The 18,845-nt window shown below is 73.5% G+C and carries 11 protein-coding genes; 3 read left to right on the top strand and 8 right to left on the bottom strand.

Translation table 11 applies throughout. The features are described 5' to 3' along the window. The first annotated feature begins 155 nt into the window (after positions 1-155). A complete protein-coding gene (locus B5Y66_RS10235; RefSeq protein WP_139820825.1) occupies positions 156-1,562 on the top strand; it encodes a ParB/RepB/Spo0J family partition protein in 1,407 nt (468 codons plus the stop codon). Positions 1,563-4,108: 2,546 nt separating this feature from the next. Here B5Y66_RS10235 and trxA read toward each other — a convergent pair. The 6 genes from trxA to B5Y66_RS10205 form a co-directional block, all read right to left on the bottom strand. Continuing rightward, positions 4,109-4,441, bottom strand: a complete 333-nt coding sequence (gene trxA, locus B5Y66_RS10230) for a thioredoxin (RefSeq protein ID WP_079574095.1) — start codon at positions 4,439-4,441, stop codon at positions 4,109-4,111. 33 nt (positions 4,442-4,474) lie between these two features. Further along, on the bottom strand, positions 4,475-5,524 hold the full coding sequence (gene trxB / locus B5Y66_RS10225; RefSeq protein ID WP_079574093.1) for a thioredoxin-disulfide reductase: 1,050 nt from the start codon (positions 5,522-5,524) through the stop codon (positions 4,475-4,477). A 105-nt stretch (positions 5,525-5,629) separates the two neighbouring features. Beyond that, the gene (locus tag B5Y66_RS10220; RefSeq protein WP_079574091.1) at positions 5,630-7,591 is read right to left on the bottom strand and encodes a protein kinase family protein; all 1,962 of its coding nucleotides are present in this window, start codon (positions 7,589-7,591) and stop codon (positions 5,630-5,632) included. A gap of 148 nt (positions 7,592-7,739) precedes the next feature. Next, positions 7,740-9,533, bottom strand: a complete 1,794-nt coding sequence (murJ, locus tag B5Y66_RS10215; RefSeq protein WP_245807039.1) for a murein biosynthesis integral membrane protein MurJ — start codon at positions 9,531-9,533, stop codon at positions 7,740-7,742. Then, positions 9,530-11,908, bottom strand: coding sequence for a DUF6049 family protein (locus tag B5Y66_RS10210; protein WP_079574088.1), 2,379 nt, complete (start codon positions 11,906-11,908; stop codon positions 9,530-9,532). Before B5Y66_RS10210 ends, murJ begins: the two co-directional genes overlap by 4 nt. 10 nt (positions 11,909-11,918) lie before the next feature. After that, the gene (locus tag B5Y66_RS10205) at positions 11,919-12,569 is read right to left on the bottom strand and encodes an NUDIX hydrolase (protein WP_079574086.1); all 651 of its coding nucleotides are present in this window, start codon (positions 12,567-12,569) and stop codon (positions 11,919-11,921) included. An 82-nt stretch (positions 12,570-12,651) separates the two neighbouring features. Between B5Y66_RS10205 and B5Y66_RS10200 the strand changes: the two genes are divergently transcribed. Both B5Y66_RS10200 and B5Y66_RS10195 read left to right on the top strand, forming a co-directional pair. Next, positions 12,652-14,142, top strand: coding sequence for a CCA tRNA nucleotidyltransferase (locus B5Y66_RS10200; protein ID WP_281251996.1), 1,491 nt, complete (start codon positions 12,652-12,654; stop codon positions 14,140-14,142). Between the two features lie 50 nt (positions 14,143-14,192). Then, the gene (locus B5Y66_RS10195) at positions 14,193-15,533 is read left to right on the top strand and encodes an MFS transporter (RefSeq protein ID WP_079574082.1); all 1,341 of its coding nucleotides are present in this window, start codon (positions 14,193-14,195) and stop codon (positions 15,531-15,533) included. 70 nt (positions 15,534-15,603) lie between these two features. Here B5Y66_RS10195 and B5Y66_RS10190 read toward each other — a convergent pair whose 3' ends face one another. Then, positions 15,604-17,157 carry an MDR family MFS transporter gene (locus B5Y66_RS10190; protein ID WP_245807038.1) on the bottom strand — a complete coding sequence of 518 codons (1,554 nt, stop codon included), beginning with the start codon at positions 17,155-17,157 and terminating at the stop codon, positions 15,604-15,606. A 278-nt stretch (positions 17,158-17,435) separates the two neighbouring features. Continuing rightward, a complete protein-coding gene (locus B5Y66_RS10185; protein ID WP_079574080.1) occupies positions 17,436-18,770 on the bottom strand; it encodes an MFS transporter in 1,335 nt (444 codons plus the stop codon). Positions 18,771-18,845 lie beyond the last annotated feature (75 nt).

The following is an 18,845-nucleotide window of genomic DNA, read 5'->3' as shown; positions in this document are numbered from 1 at the left end:
AGGTTCACGATCAGGGACGCTCGCACCTCCTATGACAGCGCGTCATGCCGGGCGGTGCGGGCGGATGCAATGGGGTCTCCTCACGAGGGCGGAGACGACGGTACTTCCACGACGACCAGGGGAGCGCGGAGCCATATGGTTCAGGAGGCTGGAGCATGAGTCAGAAGAAGCGTGGTCTGGGTCGCGGTCTTGGCGCCCTGATCCCCTCCGGGCCCGAAGGCGATCGCCCGGTCGATGTCTTCTTTCCCGCCGGCGAGGGACGTGAAGGCGCGGAGAGTGGATCGGCTCTCGCCACGATTGCCCCCGATCGCCCCGCCAGTGAGGCGGGTGAAGACCAAGGCCGAATGTCGCGCCGGTCTGCGTCGTGGGATTCAGCGATCGCCGGCGGGCGTCTGAGTATTCGGACAGGCGGCGACACGCAGCTCAAAGAGGCGACGAGCTCGGCCTCTTCCCCAGAGCCGGTACTTACCGACTCGAGAGAAGACACGGCGGTCCCTGCCGATCAGGGCGAGCAGCAGCACGAAGGCGACGACCTCGGCGCCGACGGGCTGTCACTCGGACTGATCACCAGCATCGAAGTTCCCGAGATCGCCGACGCCCCGGCCTCGTCGCCGTTGAATGCGGAGCCAGCGGCGGATCAGTTCGCGACCTCCTCTGCGGCTGTCGAGCAAGAGGACGAGGACGAGGGTGTCGACGACGCGGCTGTTTCACGTGAAACGGAGCTCAAGCCGGTACCAGGAGCGCGATTCGCGGAACTCCCCGTCGAGGCGATCCGGCCGAATACGTGGCAGCCGCGCAGTGTCTTCGACGATGGTGAGCTCGATGAGCTGGTGGCGTCGATTGCCGAGATCGGTGTGCTGCAGCCGATTGTCGTGCGCCCCGACCTGTCCGAGCCTGACCGATACGAACTCATCATGGGTGAGCGTCGTTGGCGCGCGACGCAGGCCGCCGGGCTGGAGACCATCCCGGCGATCGTTCGCGAGACCGACGACAGTGACATGCTGCGGGACGCTCTCCTCGAGAACCTGCACCGCGCGGCCCTCAATCCCCTCGAGGAGGCGGCCGCGTACCGACAGCTGCTGGACGACTTCGGCTGCACCCACGAGGAGCTCGCCACTCGCATCGCGAGGTCGCGTCCGCAGATCTCCAACACGCTGCGGCTGCTCAAGCTGCCCCCGTTGGTGCAGCGTCGGGTCGCGGCCGGCGTGCTGTCTGCAGGTCATGCTCGCGCCCTGCTCTCGCTCAGCGATGGGGCGGAGATCGAGCGCCTCGCTCAGCGCATTGTGTCGGAAGGCCTGTCGGTGCGTGCCACCGAGGAGATCGCCACGCTCCTGACCAGCGGCGACGGTGACAAGCCGACCCGCCGAGCGCCGCGGGCGGGGCTCCGAAGCGAGGCAATGGACGAACTGTCGACGCGGCTCGCGGACAGGTTCGAGACTCGCGTCAAGGTGAGCATCGGCAAGACGAAGGGGCGGCTCACCGTCGAGTTCGCCTCGGTCGAGGACCTCAATCGGATCCTCGGCGTGATGGCACCCGAGGATCCAGGTCTTCTGCGGTCCTGACCGATTGCACTGGCGACGGGCGCCGTTCCTTGTGGAACGGTGCCCGTTGTCATTGGCGTGCCCGCGCGGTGGCTGATGGCGCGATCGCCCCGATCTGCGTACGCGGTTTCACGTGAAACGACCAGGGGCGGCGGGTGGGTCATGGCGCGAGGACCTCGTCGACAGCGGCATGTCTTGCCTGGATGGAGAACGGGTGGGCCAGGGTCACGCTGAGCCGACAGGCGGAATCGGTGCGATCGGTGACAGGTCGCCCTTCCTGCCAGCGCACCTTGAGGTGCTGACTTGCGGCGTCCAGGGTCCTGCATTCAACGGAGAAGCTTGACCGGGTTCGCACAGTTCGTCCATTCTGCGGGGCCCGTCGCCCGGACCTCCGGATGCCGGCCGCCCGAGACGCCCAACATCGGTGGGGTGGCCCGACACGAGGTGAGCGGGCTGGCTTCCGTCGCAGCTCCGCGCAGGAGTGAGGCGCGTTTGGGCCTTGAATCGAAGGAGTGCTGGCGGGAGATCTGGACGTGACGGCTATGGCTGGCGGTGCGGTTGGCGAAGCAAGGTCGCTGAGGGTAAGGCGCCGTCGGAGGAGCGCGTTGACGCCTCCTGTTCCACGTGAAACATCGCCGGGCGTCCGTGAACCGTGTGCCCCAGGTCCGGAGCTCGCGGCGGTTCGCCAGTCCGCCTCACATGGCACGCCTTCTCGTACCTGCTCTCCAGTTTGGGGGGAGTGGTCGGCGGCGCCAAGGCCGGTCACGTTGGCCTGGACCCAACGCGGACGGACGCTAGGCGGCGAGCCTGGCTTGGCGCGGCCGTGCGCTGCGGCTTCGCAAGGACGGGGCGAAGTGCAGGTCCTCAAAGTTTGGCATGAGACCGCCGGGCGCGCCTCGATCCAGGCGATAGAGGGCGCGCAGCGAGGAGCGTGCGGACCAGATCCCGAGTCATGATCCCGGCCCCGCGCCGGACGAAGGCATCAGTGATTCTTGTCGCGCCGGCGGGCGGCGGCGCAGGTCACGGCGCTCCGAGGGCCTCGAGGGATGGTGGGACGCACGAGACGAGAGTGCCCGCCTGGAGCGCGGCCCTGTGCGCCACCAACCCGCCCTGCGGACCTGGGTATGACCTGGTCTGGAAACCTCGAGCGAGTGGGGCGACCAGCCTGGGGCTCGGAGGGACGAGATCGATCCCGCACGGAGACGGGGGGCAGAACGGGCGCACTGGTTGAACCCATCGCAATGCCCCAGTTGGGCCTGCCGGATGGGCTGCCTGATCATTGATCGGTGAGCGCGCGGCTCGCGTCGTCTGTGCTTATTCACATTGCGGTATCGGGGCTGCATGTCGTGTTCGCCTACCGCTCTAGTGGTTCGCCGAGCGGTCGAGACATGGGCGTCGGCCCCAAGATCTGGCAGATCTGGCCGGCGATGGCATGCTCTTGATCGCACCCACCCCGGGCCCCGGAACTGATCTCGACCATGGCTTTGAACCTGACACCGACCGCGGTCCCGATCTGGACAGTGTTCCGATCCGACCACCGTCCCGATCCTGGTCCTGGTGCTGGCCCCCACATGGAACGCGCACCACGGGCACGGATCAGGAACCGCTTCGGGCTCCGCCGCCGCCCACACCTTGACCGGGCCTGGCCCTCTGACTGGGCGCGACCCGGTGAACCGGGGCACAGCCCTCATGCGAGCCCTGACCGGTTCTCGGCTCTGGCCCGACTCCTGCCCGCACCGACCCTGACCTCGGCCTGACTCGGGCTCACGCTCCGCCCGCCCACGGGGTCCGACATTGACACGACGGACAGCGGGTCACTTCTGGGTGCAACCCCATGGCGCGCACCCACGGCACTGCCCTGGTCCGAGCCACGAGGCCGGGGCCCCGAACCAGGGCACGACCGTGGCCTCGGTCCGGCGGGGGGAGGTCGAGCGGCAGACCATCCGGACCCGGCTTCGACCGGGCCTCCGGCGACGCCGATCAGACGTCGCCCGTTGCGCCGCCACCGTGCTCGCCTGGGGCAGGCACGGTGGCGGCGTCGAGACCAGGAACACCGACGTGGAACGGCAGCGGCCGGCCACGGACTGGTCGTACGTGCGACGTGGGACGCGCGCTTCGGAATGGAGTCGGTCCAAGGCGGGAAGGGAGAAGGCGTTGCTGTGAGCCCACAGCTGTCTTCGGACGACCGCACCTGGTGGCCGCGCCTGCGGCGCTCGGCGGTCGCGGGTCGTTGGTTGGAGGGGCGTTACCCGGTGCGGAGGCTGCAGGAACGGATCCGCGCATGTCTTCAGTGCACCCATCGCCACAACGCGCCAGAGCCCTGGTAGGGGGACCTTCGTCGGGAGCGGGAGCGGGAGCGGGAGCGGGAGCGGGAGCGGGAGCGGGAGCGGGAGCGGGGGAGCGCTGCGATTAGACCGAAGACCTCAGCAGCACCTTGGCGGACATGGAGCGGTTGTATTTCGTCCTCGCGGAACAACGCGAGTCGTGCGGCACCGTGCGGATCACCTCCGCGCATGACGACGGCCGGCCCTGTTTCACGTGAAACAGGACCGGCCGTCGGCGCGTGCTCAGGCGGAGGGCGTGAGGACCGCGTCGATCTCCTCCTGGAGGGCGCGCTTGGGGCGCGCACCGATCACGGACTTCACGAGCTCGCCGCCGGAGTAGACGTTGAGCGTCGGGATCGACGTGATGCCATAGGCCATGGTGGTGGCCTGGTTGGCGTCGGTGTCGAGCTTGACGATCTTGATCTTGCCCTCGTACTCGTCCGAGAGCTCCTCGAGGATCGGGGCCACCATGCGGCAGGGGCCGCACCAGGTCGCCCAGAAGTCGACGAGAACCGGGACATCGGACTCGAGAACCTCGGCCTTGAACGTGTCGTCGGTGACGGCGACGGTAGCCATGTGTCGCTCCTTCGGTCAGGGTTGGGGGAGAGGTCAGCCGGCGACGGAGTCGAGGGCCGCGGGCAGCCCGTCCGGGTTCGGCTCGGCCGGGGTGCCGGCGAGGATCGCCTCGCCCTCGGCGTCAGCGACCTCGGTGAGGAAGGACTGGGCGTCGAGCGCGGCCGCGCATCCGGAACCGGCGGCGGTGATGGCCTGGCGGTAGGTATGGTCCACGGCGTCGCCACAGGCGAAGACGCCGGGCAGGTTCGTGCGGGTCGAGCGACCCTCGACGAGGATGTAGCCCTCGTCGTCGAGGTCGATCTGGCCCTTGACCAGGTCCGTGCGGGGGTCGTGCCCGATGGCGACGAACAGCCCCGTGGTGTCGAGCTCGCGCTCGGCGCCGGTGATGGTGTCGCGGAGCGTGATCCCGGTGACCTTGTTCTCGCCGGAGATCCCGGCGACCTCGCTGTTCCAGGCGAACTCGATCTTCGGGTCGGCCTGTGCGCGGTCCGCCATGATCTTCGATGCCCGGAGCGAGTCGCGACGGTGCACCACCGTCACCTTGGACGCGAACCGGGTGAGGAAGGTCGCCTCCTCCATCGCGGAGTCCCCGCCGCCCACGACAGCGATGTGCTGGTCGCGGAAGAAGAACCCGTCGCAGGTGGCGCACCACGAGACGCCGCGGCCGGAGAGCTGCTTCTCCTCGGGCAGGCCCAGCTCGCGGTAGGCGGAGCCGGTCGCGAGGATCACGGCACGGGCGCGGAAGGTCTCGCCACCGCCCGTGACGACCGTCTTGACGTCACCGGTGAGCTCGACCTGCTCGGCGTCGTCCCACAGCACGCGGGCACCGAACTTCTCGGCCTGCTCGCGCATGGCCTCCATGAGGTCCGGGCCCTGCACGCCGGTGGGGAAGCCGGGGAAGTTCTCGACCTCGGTGGTGTTCATGAGGGCGCCGCCGGCGGTGACGGAACCCGCGATGACGACGGGCGACAGACCAGCTCGCGCGGCGTACACGGCCGCGGTGTAGCCGGCCGGGCCCGAGCCGACGATGACGATGTCGTGCACGGTGGCCTCACCGGTGGTGTTGGTCGGCTGATCGGTCACGTTCTCTCCTGGTCGTCTGGTGGTCGTTCGCGTCCTGGGCGCCACCGCCCTCAACACCTTGAGGAGGTGTGGTGTTCCCGGGCGACGGCCGCCGCCCGGGAACGGTCACGAGAGGACGATCTCGTTGAGCTCCACGTAGTACTTGTCGTTGGTCTGCGGGAGCTCCGTGACCCAGATGACGAAGGAGTCCGCGACGGTCTCCTCCGAGAGGTCGAGCGTCGTCTCGGAGCTGAAGGAACCCTCGGCGAGCACCGGCCCGTCGGTGGGGTTGTCACGCGACGTCGCGCGGACCTCGACGTGCCCCCCGGACGAGTTGGTGTTGAGCGTGATCGACGTGACCGGCGCCGGCTCCTCGAGCTCGATGACGTAGCCGAGGCCGCTGCGCAGGCCGGCGAAGTCCGCGCCGTTGAACCACTGGGTGTACCAGAATGTCGACGGGTCGCCGTCGTAGGCCAGGTCCACGGCCTCCGGGTGCTGGCCCTCGCCCTCGGGGTCGAGCTGGTCGCCCGACTTGATGACCGGCCGGACCTCCGGGGTCTCCGTCGGCTCGCTCGACTCCTCGCCGCTGGGCTGCTCGGCGGCTCCACCGCCGCCGCCGGCCTCTTGGGTGGCGGCGGGGCTCTCGGCGGCGGGCGGCGCGGACGGCGACATCACCTGGGAGACGGCCCACAGGGCGCCGGCCAGCACGAGGACGACCACGAGCCCGAGCACGATCGGCGTCGGGTTCACGCCCCGCCGCTTGGGGGCGGGGGAGGACGCGAAGCCCCCGGTGTCGGCGCGCGGCTCGCCACCCCCGGGCGGCGGCGGCACGGGGGCGTGCGCGGTCTGCTGCTGTGCCGGGGCGGCCTGGGGCGCCGGGTACGCCTGATTCGTGTACGTGGCCGCGGGGGCGGCGCCGTACGCGGCCGTCGGCGCGCCGGCCTGGGGCGCGGGCGCGGACTGCTGGACCGGCGGCATGGCTGCGGTCGCCTGGGTGGGCGGCACCGGTGCCTGCGCCGCGCTGGGCGCGCCGACCGGCGGGATCGCCTGGGTGGACTGCGGCGGCACGGCGCCCGTCGGACCGGCGGCGGCCCCGGCCGCCGCACCCGCGACACCACCGAACCCGGCGGAGCGGGCGATACGCCCGCTGGAGGGGCGGCGGACCGGCGGGGCGGGCGGCGGGGTGCCCGGCAGCCCGGCACCCGCGCCGACGGCGCCCAGGACGGACGAGCGCACCGGCGGCTCGGTCGACGGCTGCACGAACTGCGGCAGCGACGCGACGACGGACACCTCGCCCCAGGGGGCGAGCGCGGCGACGACGTCGCCCGGGGTGCTCGGGGCGTCCGGGGTGCCGGTGCCGAAGGTGCGCCGCACGAGCGTGTCGAGCTCGGGGTCGACGTGCGGCACGAGCGTCGACACCGGGACGACGCCGTGCGCGTCGCGCTGTGCGGGCAGCGGGCGGACGGCGTCGGGCGCGATCCACGGCTCGTCGAGCGAGTCGCCCGGCCAGCGGGCGGTGAGCGTGTAGTAGGCGAGGGCGACGAGGTCGCGCGCGTCGGCCGCGGCCGCGCCGGAGCCCGTGATGTTCTCCCGGCCGCCGTCGACCCCGGCGAGCGCCGCGTCGATCCCGAGGCCGGTGACGACGACGCGGTGGCCGTCCACGCGCACGGCCTCGGGCCGCAGAGCCAGGTGGTGGACGCCCCGCTGCCCGGCGGCCTCGAGCGCGGCGGCAGCCTCGCCGACGACGGCGCGGGCCTGCTGGGCGTCGACGAGGCCGCCCGAGACGACCTCCGTGAGCGACGAACCGCGGTACGGCTCGGAGATGATGTAGCTGCGCTGGCCGGCACCGAGATCGGTGCTGCCGACGTCGAGCACGCGGGAGAGCCGCGGGTCGGCGACGAGCGCGGCTCGGCGCGCCGCGTCGAGCGCGGCGGACGCGTACGGGCCGTCGACGAAGGTGACCCGGACCGGGCGGTCCAGGATCTGGTCGTGCGCCTCCCACGCCTCGGCTGCGGCGAGGTCGGTGGCTGCGGGCTGCACGAGCCGATAGCGATCGACCATGACGGTCCCGGGATGGGCGGTGCTCACCTGGACTCCTCGGTGGGGGTTCGGGGGGAGAGTGTCCTCCGGTCCATCGGACCATGGTACGGGCGGGCCGGTGGCCCTGAGGCGACGCCCCGTGGGCGTGCCCGCAGGGCCCTCACGGAACCCGCGCGAGCCGGGCACGCGTGTGCCGTCATCGCTTCAGCCGCCGGAGGACGGGGGCCAGCGCGTCGTCCAGCTCGCGCACGTGCAGGACCTTGAGCGCGAGGACGTAGCCGAGGATCATCACGACGCCCGCGACCGCGGTGACCAGCACGGAGTGGCCCCAGGACGTGACGTCGTAGCCGTCGAGGAGCCGCACCGTCAGCCAGCCGAGCAGCCCGGCGACCAGCGCGCCGACCAGGGCGCGGACGTACAGCCGCAGCACCCGCCGACCGTCCATCCCCTGCAGCTTGCGGCGCATGCCGCGCACGCGCAGGAGCAGGGAGATCCAGGTGGACAGGGCGTACGCGCCGCCGGCGGCGACGGCCCACCACTGCGGCGGCAGCAGGCGGGTCGCGCCCCACAGGACGAGCACCATCGACACGGTCGCGATGACCTGGATGCCGAAGATCGACCGCCCGTCCTCGAACGCGAAGTACATGCGGCGCACCAGCACGGTCGCACCCAGGGCGACGATGCCGATCGCCATCGCCTGGATGATCGGCGCCACGGCGGCGACCCCCTCGGCATCGAGCGTCGGCAGCAGGGACGCCGTCAGCGGGACGGCGAGGACGACGAGCGCGGCCGCGGAGAACACCGAGAAGACGCCCGCGGACCGCATCCCGAGCGACATGTCGCGTCGCACACCGGGGAGGTCGCCCGCCTGCACCGCCGCCGTCATGCGCGGGAACAGCACCGTGACGATGGAGACGACCACCAGGGAATGGGGCAGCAGGTAGATCGTCATCGCGTTCGTGTACGCGGCGTTGCCGGCGAACACCTCGTCGAGGTCCGTGCCGCTCTGCCCGGCGGCGCCGAGGACGTTGGTGAGGAACAGGACGCCCACCTGCTCCAGCGCGACGGCGCCGATGGTCCAGCCGACGACCGTCCCGGCCGCGCGCAGCCCGATGCCCCGCAGGCCGAACCGGAACCGCCAGCGGAAGCCGGTGCGTCGCAGCGCGAACACGAGCACCAGGGCCTGGGCGGCGATACCGAGGGTCGCCGTGCCGGCGAGCACCGCCGTCTGCGCCGTCGACCAGGTCGACAGGTCGGAGATGCCGCGGGACGGGGCGGAGCCCCACACCGCGATGAAGGCCCCGAAGCCGATGAGGGAAACGACGTTGTTCGCGACCGGGGCGACGCCGTAGGCGCCGAACTTCCCCTGGGCGTTGAGCACCTGGCCGAGCAGCATGTAGAGGCCGTAGAAGAAGACCTGGGGGATGCACCAGTACGCGAACACGACGGCGAGGTGGCGCGCGTCGGCGTCCCAGGCCCCGCTGAGCGTCGAGAGCCAGATGATGAGCGGGGCCGCGACGACCAGCACCGCCGTGAGCAGCAGCAGGCCCAGGCCGGAGAGGGTGAGGAGCTTGTCGAGCCGCTCGCGGGCGTTGCGGGCGTTCATCGCGCGCAGGATCTGCGGGATGAGCACGGCCTGCAGCACACCGGCCGAGATGAGCGCGAACAGCATGTTGGGCAGCTTGTTCGCGATGTCGAACGCGTTGGCGACCGTACCGACGGCGCCGACGCAGGCGACCAGCAGCATCGCGCGGATCAGGCCGGAGGCGCGGGAGGCGACGGTGCCCAGCGTCATGATCACGGAGCCACGCCCGAGGCTCGTCCGCCGCACCGCGTCGCCGCCGCCCGGCGAGCCGGCGCCCGGGTCGGGCAGGCCGTCACCGGGCGCGGCGTCACCGGGCGTGCTGTCGTCCACCATGCCGTCGCGGGGAGTCGGGTCCCCGGGGCGCTCGGGCCGGCCGTCGTCGGGGAGGGCGGGCGTGTCGGTCATGAGGGGTCGGTCTCCGTGGCCTGGGCGGGGGGCGTGCGGGCGGCGGGCGGGGCGCCGCCACCCGGGTCGTGCGGGGCGTTCGGCTGGTCGTCGTGCGCGCCGTCACGGGGCACGGCGGCCGGGTCGGTGTGCGGCGGGTCGGCGTCGTCCGGCCCCTGCGGGTCGGCGGCGTCGTCCGCGACGCCCTCGTCCGTGGTCCGCGCGGAGGACCGGCCCCTGCGCACGGTACGCCAGATGCCGCCGAGGAAGAGGAGTGCCACCAGAGCGGCGACGACGGCGGTGCCCGCGGTCTCCCAGCCGGCGCGGACGCGGACGGCGAAGCTCGTGGGCCCGGCGACCACCGCACCGCTCGGCGCGAGCACCTCGACCTGCAGGTCGACGTCGCCGGAGCCGATGGCGCGCACGGGCACGTGCACGTTCGTGGACGTGCCGGCGGGCACGACGACGGTCGGCCGCGACTCGACCACGAGCCGGGACGCGTCGGGGCGCAGCACCACCGTGACGGTGGCGTCGACGGGGAGCTCGTTGGACACCGTGACGGGCAGCTTGCCGGTGTCGCTGACGAGGGTGATGTTGGAACGGTCCGCGACGCCGATGCCCTGCTGCAGGGCGTCCGACCGTTCGACCGCGAGGTCGACGGCGTGGTCGCGGGTGTCGGGCGCCGTGCGCGCGGCGACGGCGAGCGGGGCGACGAGCGCCTGGTCGGTGTCGCCGCTCAGCTCGACCGGGTCGCTCGCCACGGTCGAGAACGCGGACAGGTCGCGGTGCGAGTCGAGGAGCCGACGCACCGAGGGGGGCGCGAGCTCGCCGTCGCCGGACCGCCCGGCGCGCGCGGGGCCGTCGCGCGGGACGCGGGAGGCGGGGGCAGCGACGGTCTCCGTCAGCGGGACGACGTCGGCCCACGACGCGCCGTCGAGGTCGTCGAGCACGGTCCCCACGAGCGCGGGGTCGGGGGACCAGCCGCGCGGGAGGGCGGCGAGCACGTGCAGGTCCTGCGTGCCGGCGTCCTGCTGCTGGAGGGCGAGCAGGGCCGCGTCGGCGAGGATCCGCGTCGACGCCTCGGCGGCCGACGGTGCCGAGTCGCCGTCGGTGAGGGCGGCGAACCCTGCCGAGAGCCCGGCGTCGGCCACCAGCGCGGACACCTTGCCCGACGGCGTCTCGACCGCGGTACGGGCGGAGGCGGGAGCGCCGTCGGTGGGGGCGAGGCCCGCGGCCACGACGACCTGGTCGACGGGGGCGGCGCGGCCGACGGCGAGCGTGGCGGCGTCGGGCCGGCCCACCGGCCAGGCGACGGTGAGGTCCCAGTCCTCCGGACGCTGCCAGGACCCGCCGAGGGCAGCCTCCCCGCCGGTCGCGGCGGCGACGTCGGCGCGGGAGGGGTCGGCGTGCGCGACCGCCGCGAGGTCGGGGTCGAAACCGGGCAGGACGGCGACGTCGGCCGGTTCCCCGGACGCTGCGGCGTCCGCCGCCGTGCTCGAGAGGCTCGCCGACGTGGCGGTGGCGTCCGCGGTGGCGTCCTCGTCCCCGGTGACCGGTGCGCCGGTGAGCCGCGTGGCCCACGCCTGGGCGTCGGTGTCATCGGTGCCGGCCGCAGCTGCGACGAGGGCCGGGTCCACGGCGAGCGACATGCCGGGGGAGGTGCCGGTGACGGCGGCGGCGTCGAGCAGGCGGGACAGCCGCCCGTCCGACGCGGTGTCCGTGGCGAGGTCCAGGTCGTAGCCGTCCGGGTCGAGCGGGTCGACGGCGGGCCCGGTCACGGGGGCGGCGACGCTCACCGCGACCGGGTCGGGCGCGGTGTCCTCGGGCGCGAACAGCAGGAAGGTGTGGAGCACGTCGAGGGCAGCACCGTCGCGGGTCAGTGCCACCGACATCTCGCGAGGACCCCAGGGGTTGTCCGCGCTCAGGCCGAGGGCGTCGACCTCGAGCTCGAGCTGCACCTGTGCGGAGTCGCCGGGGGCCAGCCGGTCGACGGGCTCGACGACCTGGCTGGCGGCGGTGCCCGCGCCGTCGTCGTCGGCCCAGGCGGACAGGTCCTCGCGCGAGGTGATCGGGCGCCACGAGACGCCGAGGTCGAGAGCGGCGCCGTCCAGCGCGGCGTCGGTGCCGTTGGTGACCCGGACCGTGAGGGTCACCGTGGAACCCGGTACCGCGAGCGTGGGCGTGGACCGCACCAGCTCCACCGTCGCCGCGCCGTCGCGCGCGGCAGGTGCGGTGACGGCTCCGGGAGAGGCCGACGCCGGGCCCACGGGGAGCGCGACCAGCGCGCCCGCGCCGAGCAGGGCCGCGAGCAGGAGCAGCACGGTGAGGAGGCGGGCCGGCCGGGCGGGCGTCGGCGCGGGTGCGGCGACGGCACCCGGGGGTCGGGACGTGGTCACGCGGCGGGCCTCACTCGACGGCTCCGGGGTCGGGGTGCCCGAGCACCTCGGGAGTGCGGCGCAGCACCTGCTGCGCGACGACGGCGAGCCGCTGCTCGTTCGGATACGAGAGGCGCTCCGTCAGCTGCTCGACCGGCACCCACAGCGCGTCCTCTGCCTCGCCGTCGGGGTCGCCCTCGGCGGTGATGGTGCCGCCCTCCGCGCGCAGGAGGAAGTGGTGCACCACCTTGTGCACCCGGTGGTCCTCGCCGCTGAACCAGTAGTCGATGACGCCCAGTCGCGTGCGGACGGTGCCGAGGATGCCCGTCTCCTCGCGGATCTCGCGCACGGCCGCCTGCTCCGGCGTCTCCTCGCCCTCGAGGTGGCCCTTGGGGAGGCACCACTCGAGCCGGCCGCCGCGGTTGCGCCGCACGATGACGGCCGCCTCCGGGCCGCCCGGGGCGATCTGCACGACGAGCCCGCCCGCCGACGTCTCGTCGTACACCGGCAGGTGCGTCGTCGTGCCCGACGGGGCGACGCCGACGACGGCGGGCGTCGTCGTGCCGCGCGGACCGGCGAGGCGCGCGGGGTCGACCTTGAGCGGGTGCCCTCCCGGCGGCACGGGGACCGGCGCGGCCGGGCGCCCGCGCCGGGGGCCGGGAACCGGTGCCGGGGATGACATGCGCCCACCCTACCGAGTGACGGCGGGCCGCCGGCCCAGTCTCCGGGGCGCCCGCGGGCAGGATCTGGGAGGATGGGACGCCGTGTCGACCCCTGAACCCCCGGCCCCCGCCGCGCTGCTGCGCCGCGCCCTCGCCGTGCTGACCGAGATGGCCCCCGCCGCCGTCGAGCTGGGCGAGGTGTTCCGCGCCGCCGGTCACGAGCTCGCGCTCGTCGGCGGCCCCGTGCGCGACGCCTTCCTGGGCCGCGCGAGCCACGACCTGGACTTCGCGACGTCGGCCACGCCCGACGAGACGCAGGCCCTGCTGGCCCGCTGGGGCGACGCGCACTGGGACATCGGCAAGGAGTTCGGCACGATCGGCGCGCGCCGGTTCGCGCGCACCGGCGGCGGGTCGGGCGGCGCGTCCGGCGACGTCGTCGTCGAGGTGACCACCTACCGCAGCGACGAGTACGACCCTGCCTCCCGCAAGCCCGTCGTGGCGTTCGGGGACACGCTCGACGGCGACCTGTCGAGGCGCGACCTCACCGTGAACGCGATGGCGGTGCGGCTGCCCGACCTGACGTTCGTCGACCCGTTCGACGGCCTGAGCGACCTGGCCCGTCGCGTGCTGCGCACCCCGATCGCCCCCGAGCGGTCGTTCGACGACGACCCGCTGCGCATGATGCGCGCCGCCCGCTTCGCGGCCCAGCTCGGGTTCGACGTCGAGCCCGCGACCCGGCAGGCGATCGTCGACATGGCGGGCCGGATCGAGATCGTGTCGGCCGAACGGGTGCAGGCCGAGATCTCCAAGCTGCTGCTGAGCGACCGCCCGCGCGCCGGGCTCGAGGTGCTCGTCGACACGGGCCTGGCCGACCACGTGCTGCCCGAGCTGCCCGCGCTGCGGCTGGAGATCGACGAGCACCACCGGCACAAGGACGTGTACCAGCACTCCCTCACGGTGCTGGAGCAGGCGATCGCGCAGGAGACCGGCCCCGACGGCCCGGTGCCCGCACCCGACCTCGTGCTGCGGCTCGCGTCCCTGCTGCACGACGTCGGCAAGCCCGCTACCCGCCGCTTCGAGCCCGGCGGCGGCGTGAGCTTCCACCACCACGAGGTGGTCGGGGCCAAGCTGGTGGCCAGGCGACTGCGCGCGCTGAAGTACGAGAAGCAGGTGGTCAAGGACGTGGCGCGGCTCGTCGAGCTGCACCTGCGCTTCCACGGCTACGGCGACGGGCAGTGGACGGACTCCGCCGTGCGCCGCTACGTCACCGACGCGGGCCCGCTGCTCGAGCGCCTGCACCGGCTCACGCGCGCCGACTCCACCACGCGCAACCGGCGCAAGGCGCAGCGGCTGGCGGACTCCTACACCGGCCTGGAGGAGCGCATCGCGCACCTGCGGGAGAAGGAGGAGGTCGACGCGATCCGCCCGGACCTGGACGGCACGCAGATCATGGCTATCCTCGGCATCGCGCCGGGGCCCGCCGTCGGGCAGGCGTACCAGCACCTCCTCGCACTGCGGATGGAGCACGGCCCGCTCGGCGAGGAGCGCGCGGAGCAGGAGCTGCGAGCCTGGTGGGCCGACCGCCAGGCCTGACCTGACGCCTCGGCCGGACGGACGACCGCCGCGTCGCCAGGAGGCGGGGCATGAGCGGGTCCGGTGGGACGGCGGGGACGGCCGGTGGCGCGAGGGACGCCGACGACGCAGGAGCGCGCGAGCGGCGGGCACGCCTCGTCGTGTCGGCGTTCTACCTGGTGCAGGGCATGTGCTTCGCCGGCCTGCTCGCGCAGGTGCCGACGTTGCAGCACGACCTCGGCATCTCCGACGGCACGCTGACGCTGATCCTTCTGCTGGTGCCGGTGGTGGCCGGGGTGGGCAGCGTGCTCGCCGGGGCGCTGGCCCCGCGGGTGGGCAGCGACCGCCTGCTGCACGTGTGCGGGCCGCTGGTGGCGCTCGCGGTGCTGGGCGCGGGCCTCGCGCCGACGGTCGGCGTCCTGTACCCGGTGGTCGCGGCGGTGGGGCTGCTGCTCGGCCTGGTGGACGCGAGCATGAACATGCAGGGTGTCGAGGTGGAGCAGCGGTACGGCCGCAGCCTGCTCAACTCCTTCCACGGGGCGTGGAGCGTGGGCGGCATCCTCGGGTCGCTGGCGGCCGTGCTGGCGCACTCGCTGGGCTGGTCGCTCGCCGCCGGGCTGGGGCTCGTCGCCGCGGTGGGCGTCACCGTCGACCTCGTCGCGACGGCCGCGTCGGGGCGTGGCGCACCGCGTCCGACCGAGCGCGAGGCGGTGCCGGGCCTGGTGACGGCCGCGGGCCCGCTCCGCATCGTGAACGACGTGCCGGAGCCGGGGCGCCCTGCCGGTCGGGAGCAGGACGACGCGGGCGCCTCGCGTCCCCAGCGCCCGCCGTGGGGCCCGCTGCTGCTCGTGGGCCTCGCCGTGACGATCGTGTACGTCGCGGACTCCGCCACCTCGAACTGGTCCACCAAGTACATCCAGGACGCGCTGGGGGCGGCGGCGAACGTCGCGCCGCTGGGCCTCGCCGCCTACCTGGGGTGCCAGCTGCTGGGCCGGCTGGCCGCGGACCGGCAGGTCAACCGGTTCGGTCCGGTGGTGCCGGTGGCCGTCGGCGGGATCGTCGGGGCGGCCGGCCTCGCCGCGGTCACGCTCGCCCCCGGGCCGTGGGTGGCCGTCGTCGGGTTCGGGCTGACGGGGCTGGGCCTGAGCGTCGTGGTGCCGCTGGCGTTCTCGGTGGCCGGCCGCCTCGACCCCGAGGGCACAGGGGTCGCCGTCGCGCGCGTCAACCTCTTCAACTACGTGGGCTTCGTCGTCGGCGCGGGACTGATCGGTGCGGTGGCGGAGCTCACGAGCCTGCGACTGGCGTTCGCCGTCCCCGCACTGCTGGCGCTCGGGGTGATCGCCCTGGCGCCCGCCTTCAGGGTCGCCGCTCGCGACGCGAGCGTCGCCGCCCCCGCTCCCGAGACGCGGTGAGCGCGATCTCGGGGACCGTCGACGAGCGAACAGTCCCCGAGATCGCGCTCACCCCGTCGGAGCGGCGGTGTCAGTGCCCCGGATGAGCACCCTCGGGCGCGTCCGTCCGACGCAGCCGGGTGGCCAGCACGAGCGCGACGAGGACCACGGCCCCGCCGACGGCGAACGCGAGCTGCGCCCCGCCCGCGGTGGCCTGCGCCTGCGTGGCACCGCCCTCGAGCAGCGCCACCGACCGCAGGGTCAGCAGCGCGACGAAGAGCGCCGTGCCGGCCGCGCCGGCGAGCTGCTGGACCGTCGCGACCGCTGCCGACCCGTGCGAGTACAGCGACGGCGTGAGGCCACCGAGCGCGGAGGTGAAGGTCGGCGTGAAGATGAACGCCAGCCCGAAGCTCAGCACCATGTGGCCGAGCAGCACCAGCCACACCGCGGAGGTCGGCGTCAGGGTCGCGAAGACGACCATCGAGACGCCGACGGCGGCGACGCCGGGCAGCACGAGCGGGCGCGGCCCGAGCCGGTCGTAGAGGCGCCCGACCACCGGTCCGAGCACTCCCATCGCCAGTCCGCCGGGCAGCATGAGCAGTCCGCTGGTGACGGGCGACAGGCCCATCGCGCGCTGCAGCACGAGCGGGAGCCCGATGATCATGCCGAACATCGCGATCATGCTCACCGCCATCACCGCCAGGCCGACGGAGAAGCCCGGGGCCCGGAAGACGCGCAGGTCCAGGAGCGCGGAATCGGTGCGCTGGAGCACGAGCTGACGCCAGACGAAGAGTGCGAGGAAGGCCGCTCCGCCGACGATCGGCACCACGGGCGAGACGGCCATCGCGTGCCGCGCGGACTCGCCGAGCGCCGAGAGCCCGTAGACCAGACCTCCGAACGCGCCCACCGACAGCACCAGGGACAGCGGGTCGAGCCCGTTGCGTGCCCGGTCGGCCACGTCGCGCACGAGGAGCGCTCCGAGCGTGAGGGCGAGCAGGGCGATGGGCAGGACGACCCAGAACACCTCGCGCCAGCCGAGCGCGGTCACGACCAACCCGGACATGCTCGGGCCGAGCGCCGGCGCGACGGCGATGACCATCGACACGTTGCCCATGACGCGGCCGCGCCGGTGGTGGGGGACGGTGCTCATGACGGTCGTCATGAGCAGCGGCATCATGATCGCGGTCCCGGTCGCCTGCACGACACGGGCCGCGACGAGCACGCCGAACGTGGGTGCGATCGCGGCCATGAGGGTGCCCGCGCTGAACAGCGACATCGCCAGGATGAACGCCCCGCGGGTGCCGAGGCGCTGCAGCAGCCAGCCGGTCGTCGGGATGACGACCGCCATCGTCAGGAGGAAGCCGGTGGTCAGCCATTGCCCGCTCGACTCGGTGATCCCGAAGTCGTCCATGACCGCCGGCAGGGCCACGCCCATGGTGGTCTCGTTGAGGATGACGACGAACGCCGACGTGAGCAGGAGCGCGATGACGGTGAACTGCTGCCGTGTCAGGCGGTCCGGTGCGGGCGTCGTCGTCTCGTTCAGGGCACCGGTCGTCGCGGCGTCGGTGGTGGCGGGGGACGTCAGGAGTGCCTCCGGGGTGGTCGTACCGGGTGGGGCGGTGTCGGTCTGTCGGGGGGCTGGCACGCTGTGCTCCGCTCGCTTCGGTGCCGGGTGAGCCGGCGGAGGGCAGGAAAGGGCCGACGCCGGTGGGCGCGGCACGTCGTCGTGGTCGGTCGTGGTCCCGGGGGACGGTCACCCTCGGAGCGGTCGCCGGACGGGCGAGACCGTACTGTGTACGACCACGAACCATCCTGCGATATTCCCGCTTCCCGTGACGACCTGATTTTCGGGCCGAACTCGTCGGTCCGATCCCGGCGGGTCGCCGGCGGGTCGAGGGTGGGGTCGCGGGTAGCGGCCCGGCGTCAGGCGCGGGCGGCGGCGTCCTCGGCGCCCCCGGTCCGGCGGACGCGGGGCGGCACCTCCGCAGGCGTGCGGGCTCCGCGGGTCGCCATGATCAGCGCGGCGAGGACGTAGGCGACGGCCAGGCCGACGAAGACGCCACGGGACCAGCCGGTGTCCGGCAGGGTGAAGGCGGCGAGGGCGGCGGCGCCGACGAACGCGGCGTTGTAGAGCACGTCGTAGAAGGCGAACGCGCGGCCGCGGAACTCGTCCTCGGCGTCGCGCTGCACGATGGTGTCGACGGCGATCTTGGTGCCCTGCGCCGCCAGGCCCAGCAGCGCGGCGCCGGTGTAGACGACGACGCGGTCCGGCGTCGTCACGAGCAGGAGCTGGCTCGCGGCGGCGAGCAGCAGCATGACGGCGATCCAGCCCTGTGGGCCGGTGCGGCGCGAGAGCGTGGGCGTCAGCACCATCGCCACGGCGCCGCCGGCGCCCGTCAGGCCGATGACGACGGCGAACGTCGCCATGCCGGCGCTCTGGCTGCCGGGGTCGAGCAGGTTGCGCGAGATGAGGATCGACGCGATGAACACGACGCCGTAGAGGAAGCGGTGCACGGCCATGGCGAGCAGCGCCTGGCCGGGGGTGCGGCGCGCGACGAGGTAGCGGGCGCCGTCGGCCAGGCCGCGCGCGACCTTCGCGACCTCGCTGCGCAGGTCGGCCTCCGCGGGCGCCTCGGGGCCCAGCTGGGTGCGCCGGAGCCGCGTGGCGAGCAGGGACGCGACGCCGAAGACCAGCGCCGCGCACACCAGCGCGGAGGAGTCCTTGAGCCGGCCGGGCTCGAACGCCAGGCCGAGGACGAAGCCGATGCCGCCGCCCACGAACGCGGCGCCCGCGCCGAGCGTGGGGGACAGCGAGTTGGCGGTGAGCAGCAAGGGCCCGTCGACAACGCGAGGCAGGCCGGCGGACAGCCCGGCGAGGAGGAAGCGGTTGACCGACAGCGCCGCCAGCCCGATCGCGTAGATGGCCCAGCCGACGCCACCGGCCAGCATCACGCCTGCCATCGTGAGCGTGAGCACCAGGCGTACGGCGTTGCCCCACACCAGCACCTGGCGGCGCTGCCAGCGGTCGAGCAGCACGCCGGCGAAGGGGCCGACGATCGTGAACGGCGCGAGCATGACGGCGAACGCCCCTGCGATCGCCGCCGCGGTGCCCTGCGACTCGGGGGAGAAGAACAGGAGGGACGCGAGGCCCACCTGGAACATGCCGTCGCCGGCCTGCGAGACCAGGCGGACGGTGAAGAGCTTGCGGAAGCCCCCCAGCCGCAGCAGCGCGCGCAGCTCGTGCCAGGTCTCGCTCATCGCTCCCACGCGCCCAGCCTAGGCGTTCGGCGGTCGGCGCCACGCGGGGGCCGTCCCCCGGGCGCAGCGGAGGAC

The organism is Krasilnikoviella flava (assembly GCF_900167525.1).
GTDB lineage: Bacteria > Actinomycetota > Actinomycetes > Actinomycetales > Cellulomonadaceae > Isoptericola > Isoptericola flavus.
This window is presented reverse-complemented; position numbering and strand designations above follow the sequence as displayed.

Excerpts from the sequence above, each read along its gene's own strand:
- B5Y66_RS10235 (WP_139820825.1), top strand. The coding sequence starts at position 156 with ATGAGTCAGAAGAAGCGTGGTCTGGGTCGCGGTCTTGGCGCCCTGATC.
- trxA (WP_079574095.1), bottom strand. The coding sequence starts at position 4,441 with ATGGCTACCGTCGCCGTCACCGACGACACGTTCAAGGCCGAGGTTCTC.
- murJ (WP_245807039.1), bottom strand. The coding sequence starts at position 9,533 with ATGACCGACACGCCCGCCCTCCCCGACGACGGCCGGCCCGAGCGCCCC.
- B5Y66_RS10205 (WP_079574086.1), bottom strand. The coding sequence starts at position 12,569 with ATGTCATCCCCGGCACCGGTTCCCGGCCCCCGGCGCGGGCGCCCGGCC.
- B5Y66_RS10195 (WP_079574082.1), top strand. The coding sequence starts at position 14,193 with ATGAGCGGGTCCGGTGGGACGGCGGGGACGGCCGGTGGCGCGAGGGAC.
- B5Y66_RS10185 (WP_079574080.1), bottom strand. The coding sequence starts at position 18,770 with ATGAGCGAGACCTGGCACGAGCTGCGCGCGCTGCTGCGGCTGGGGGGC.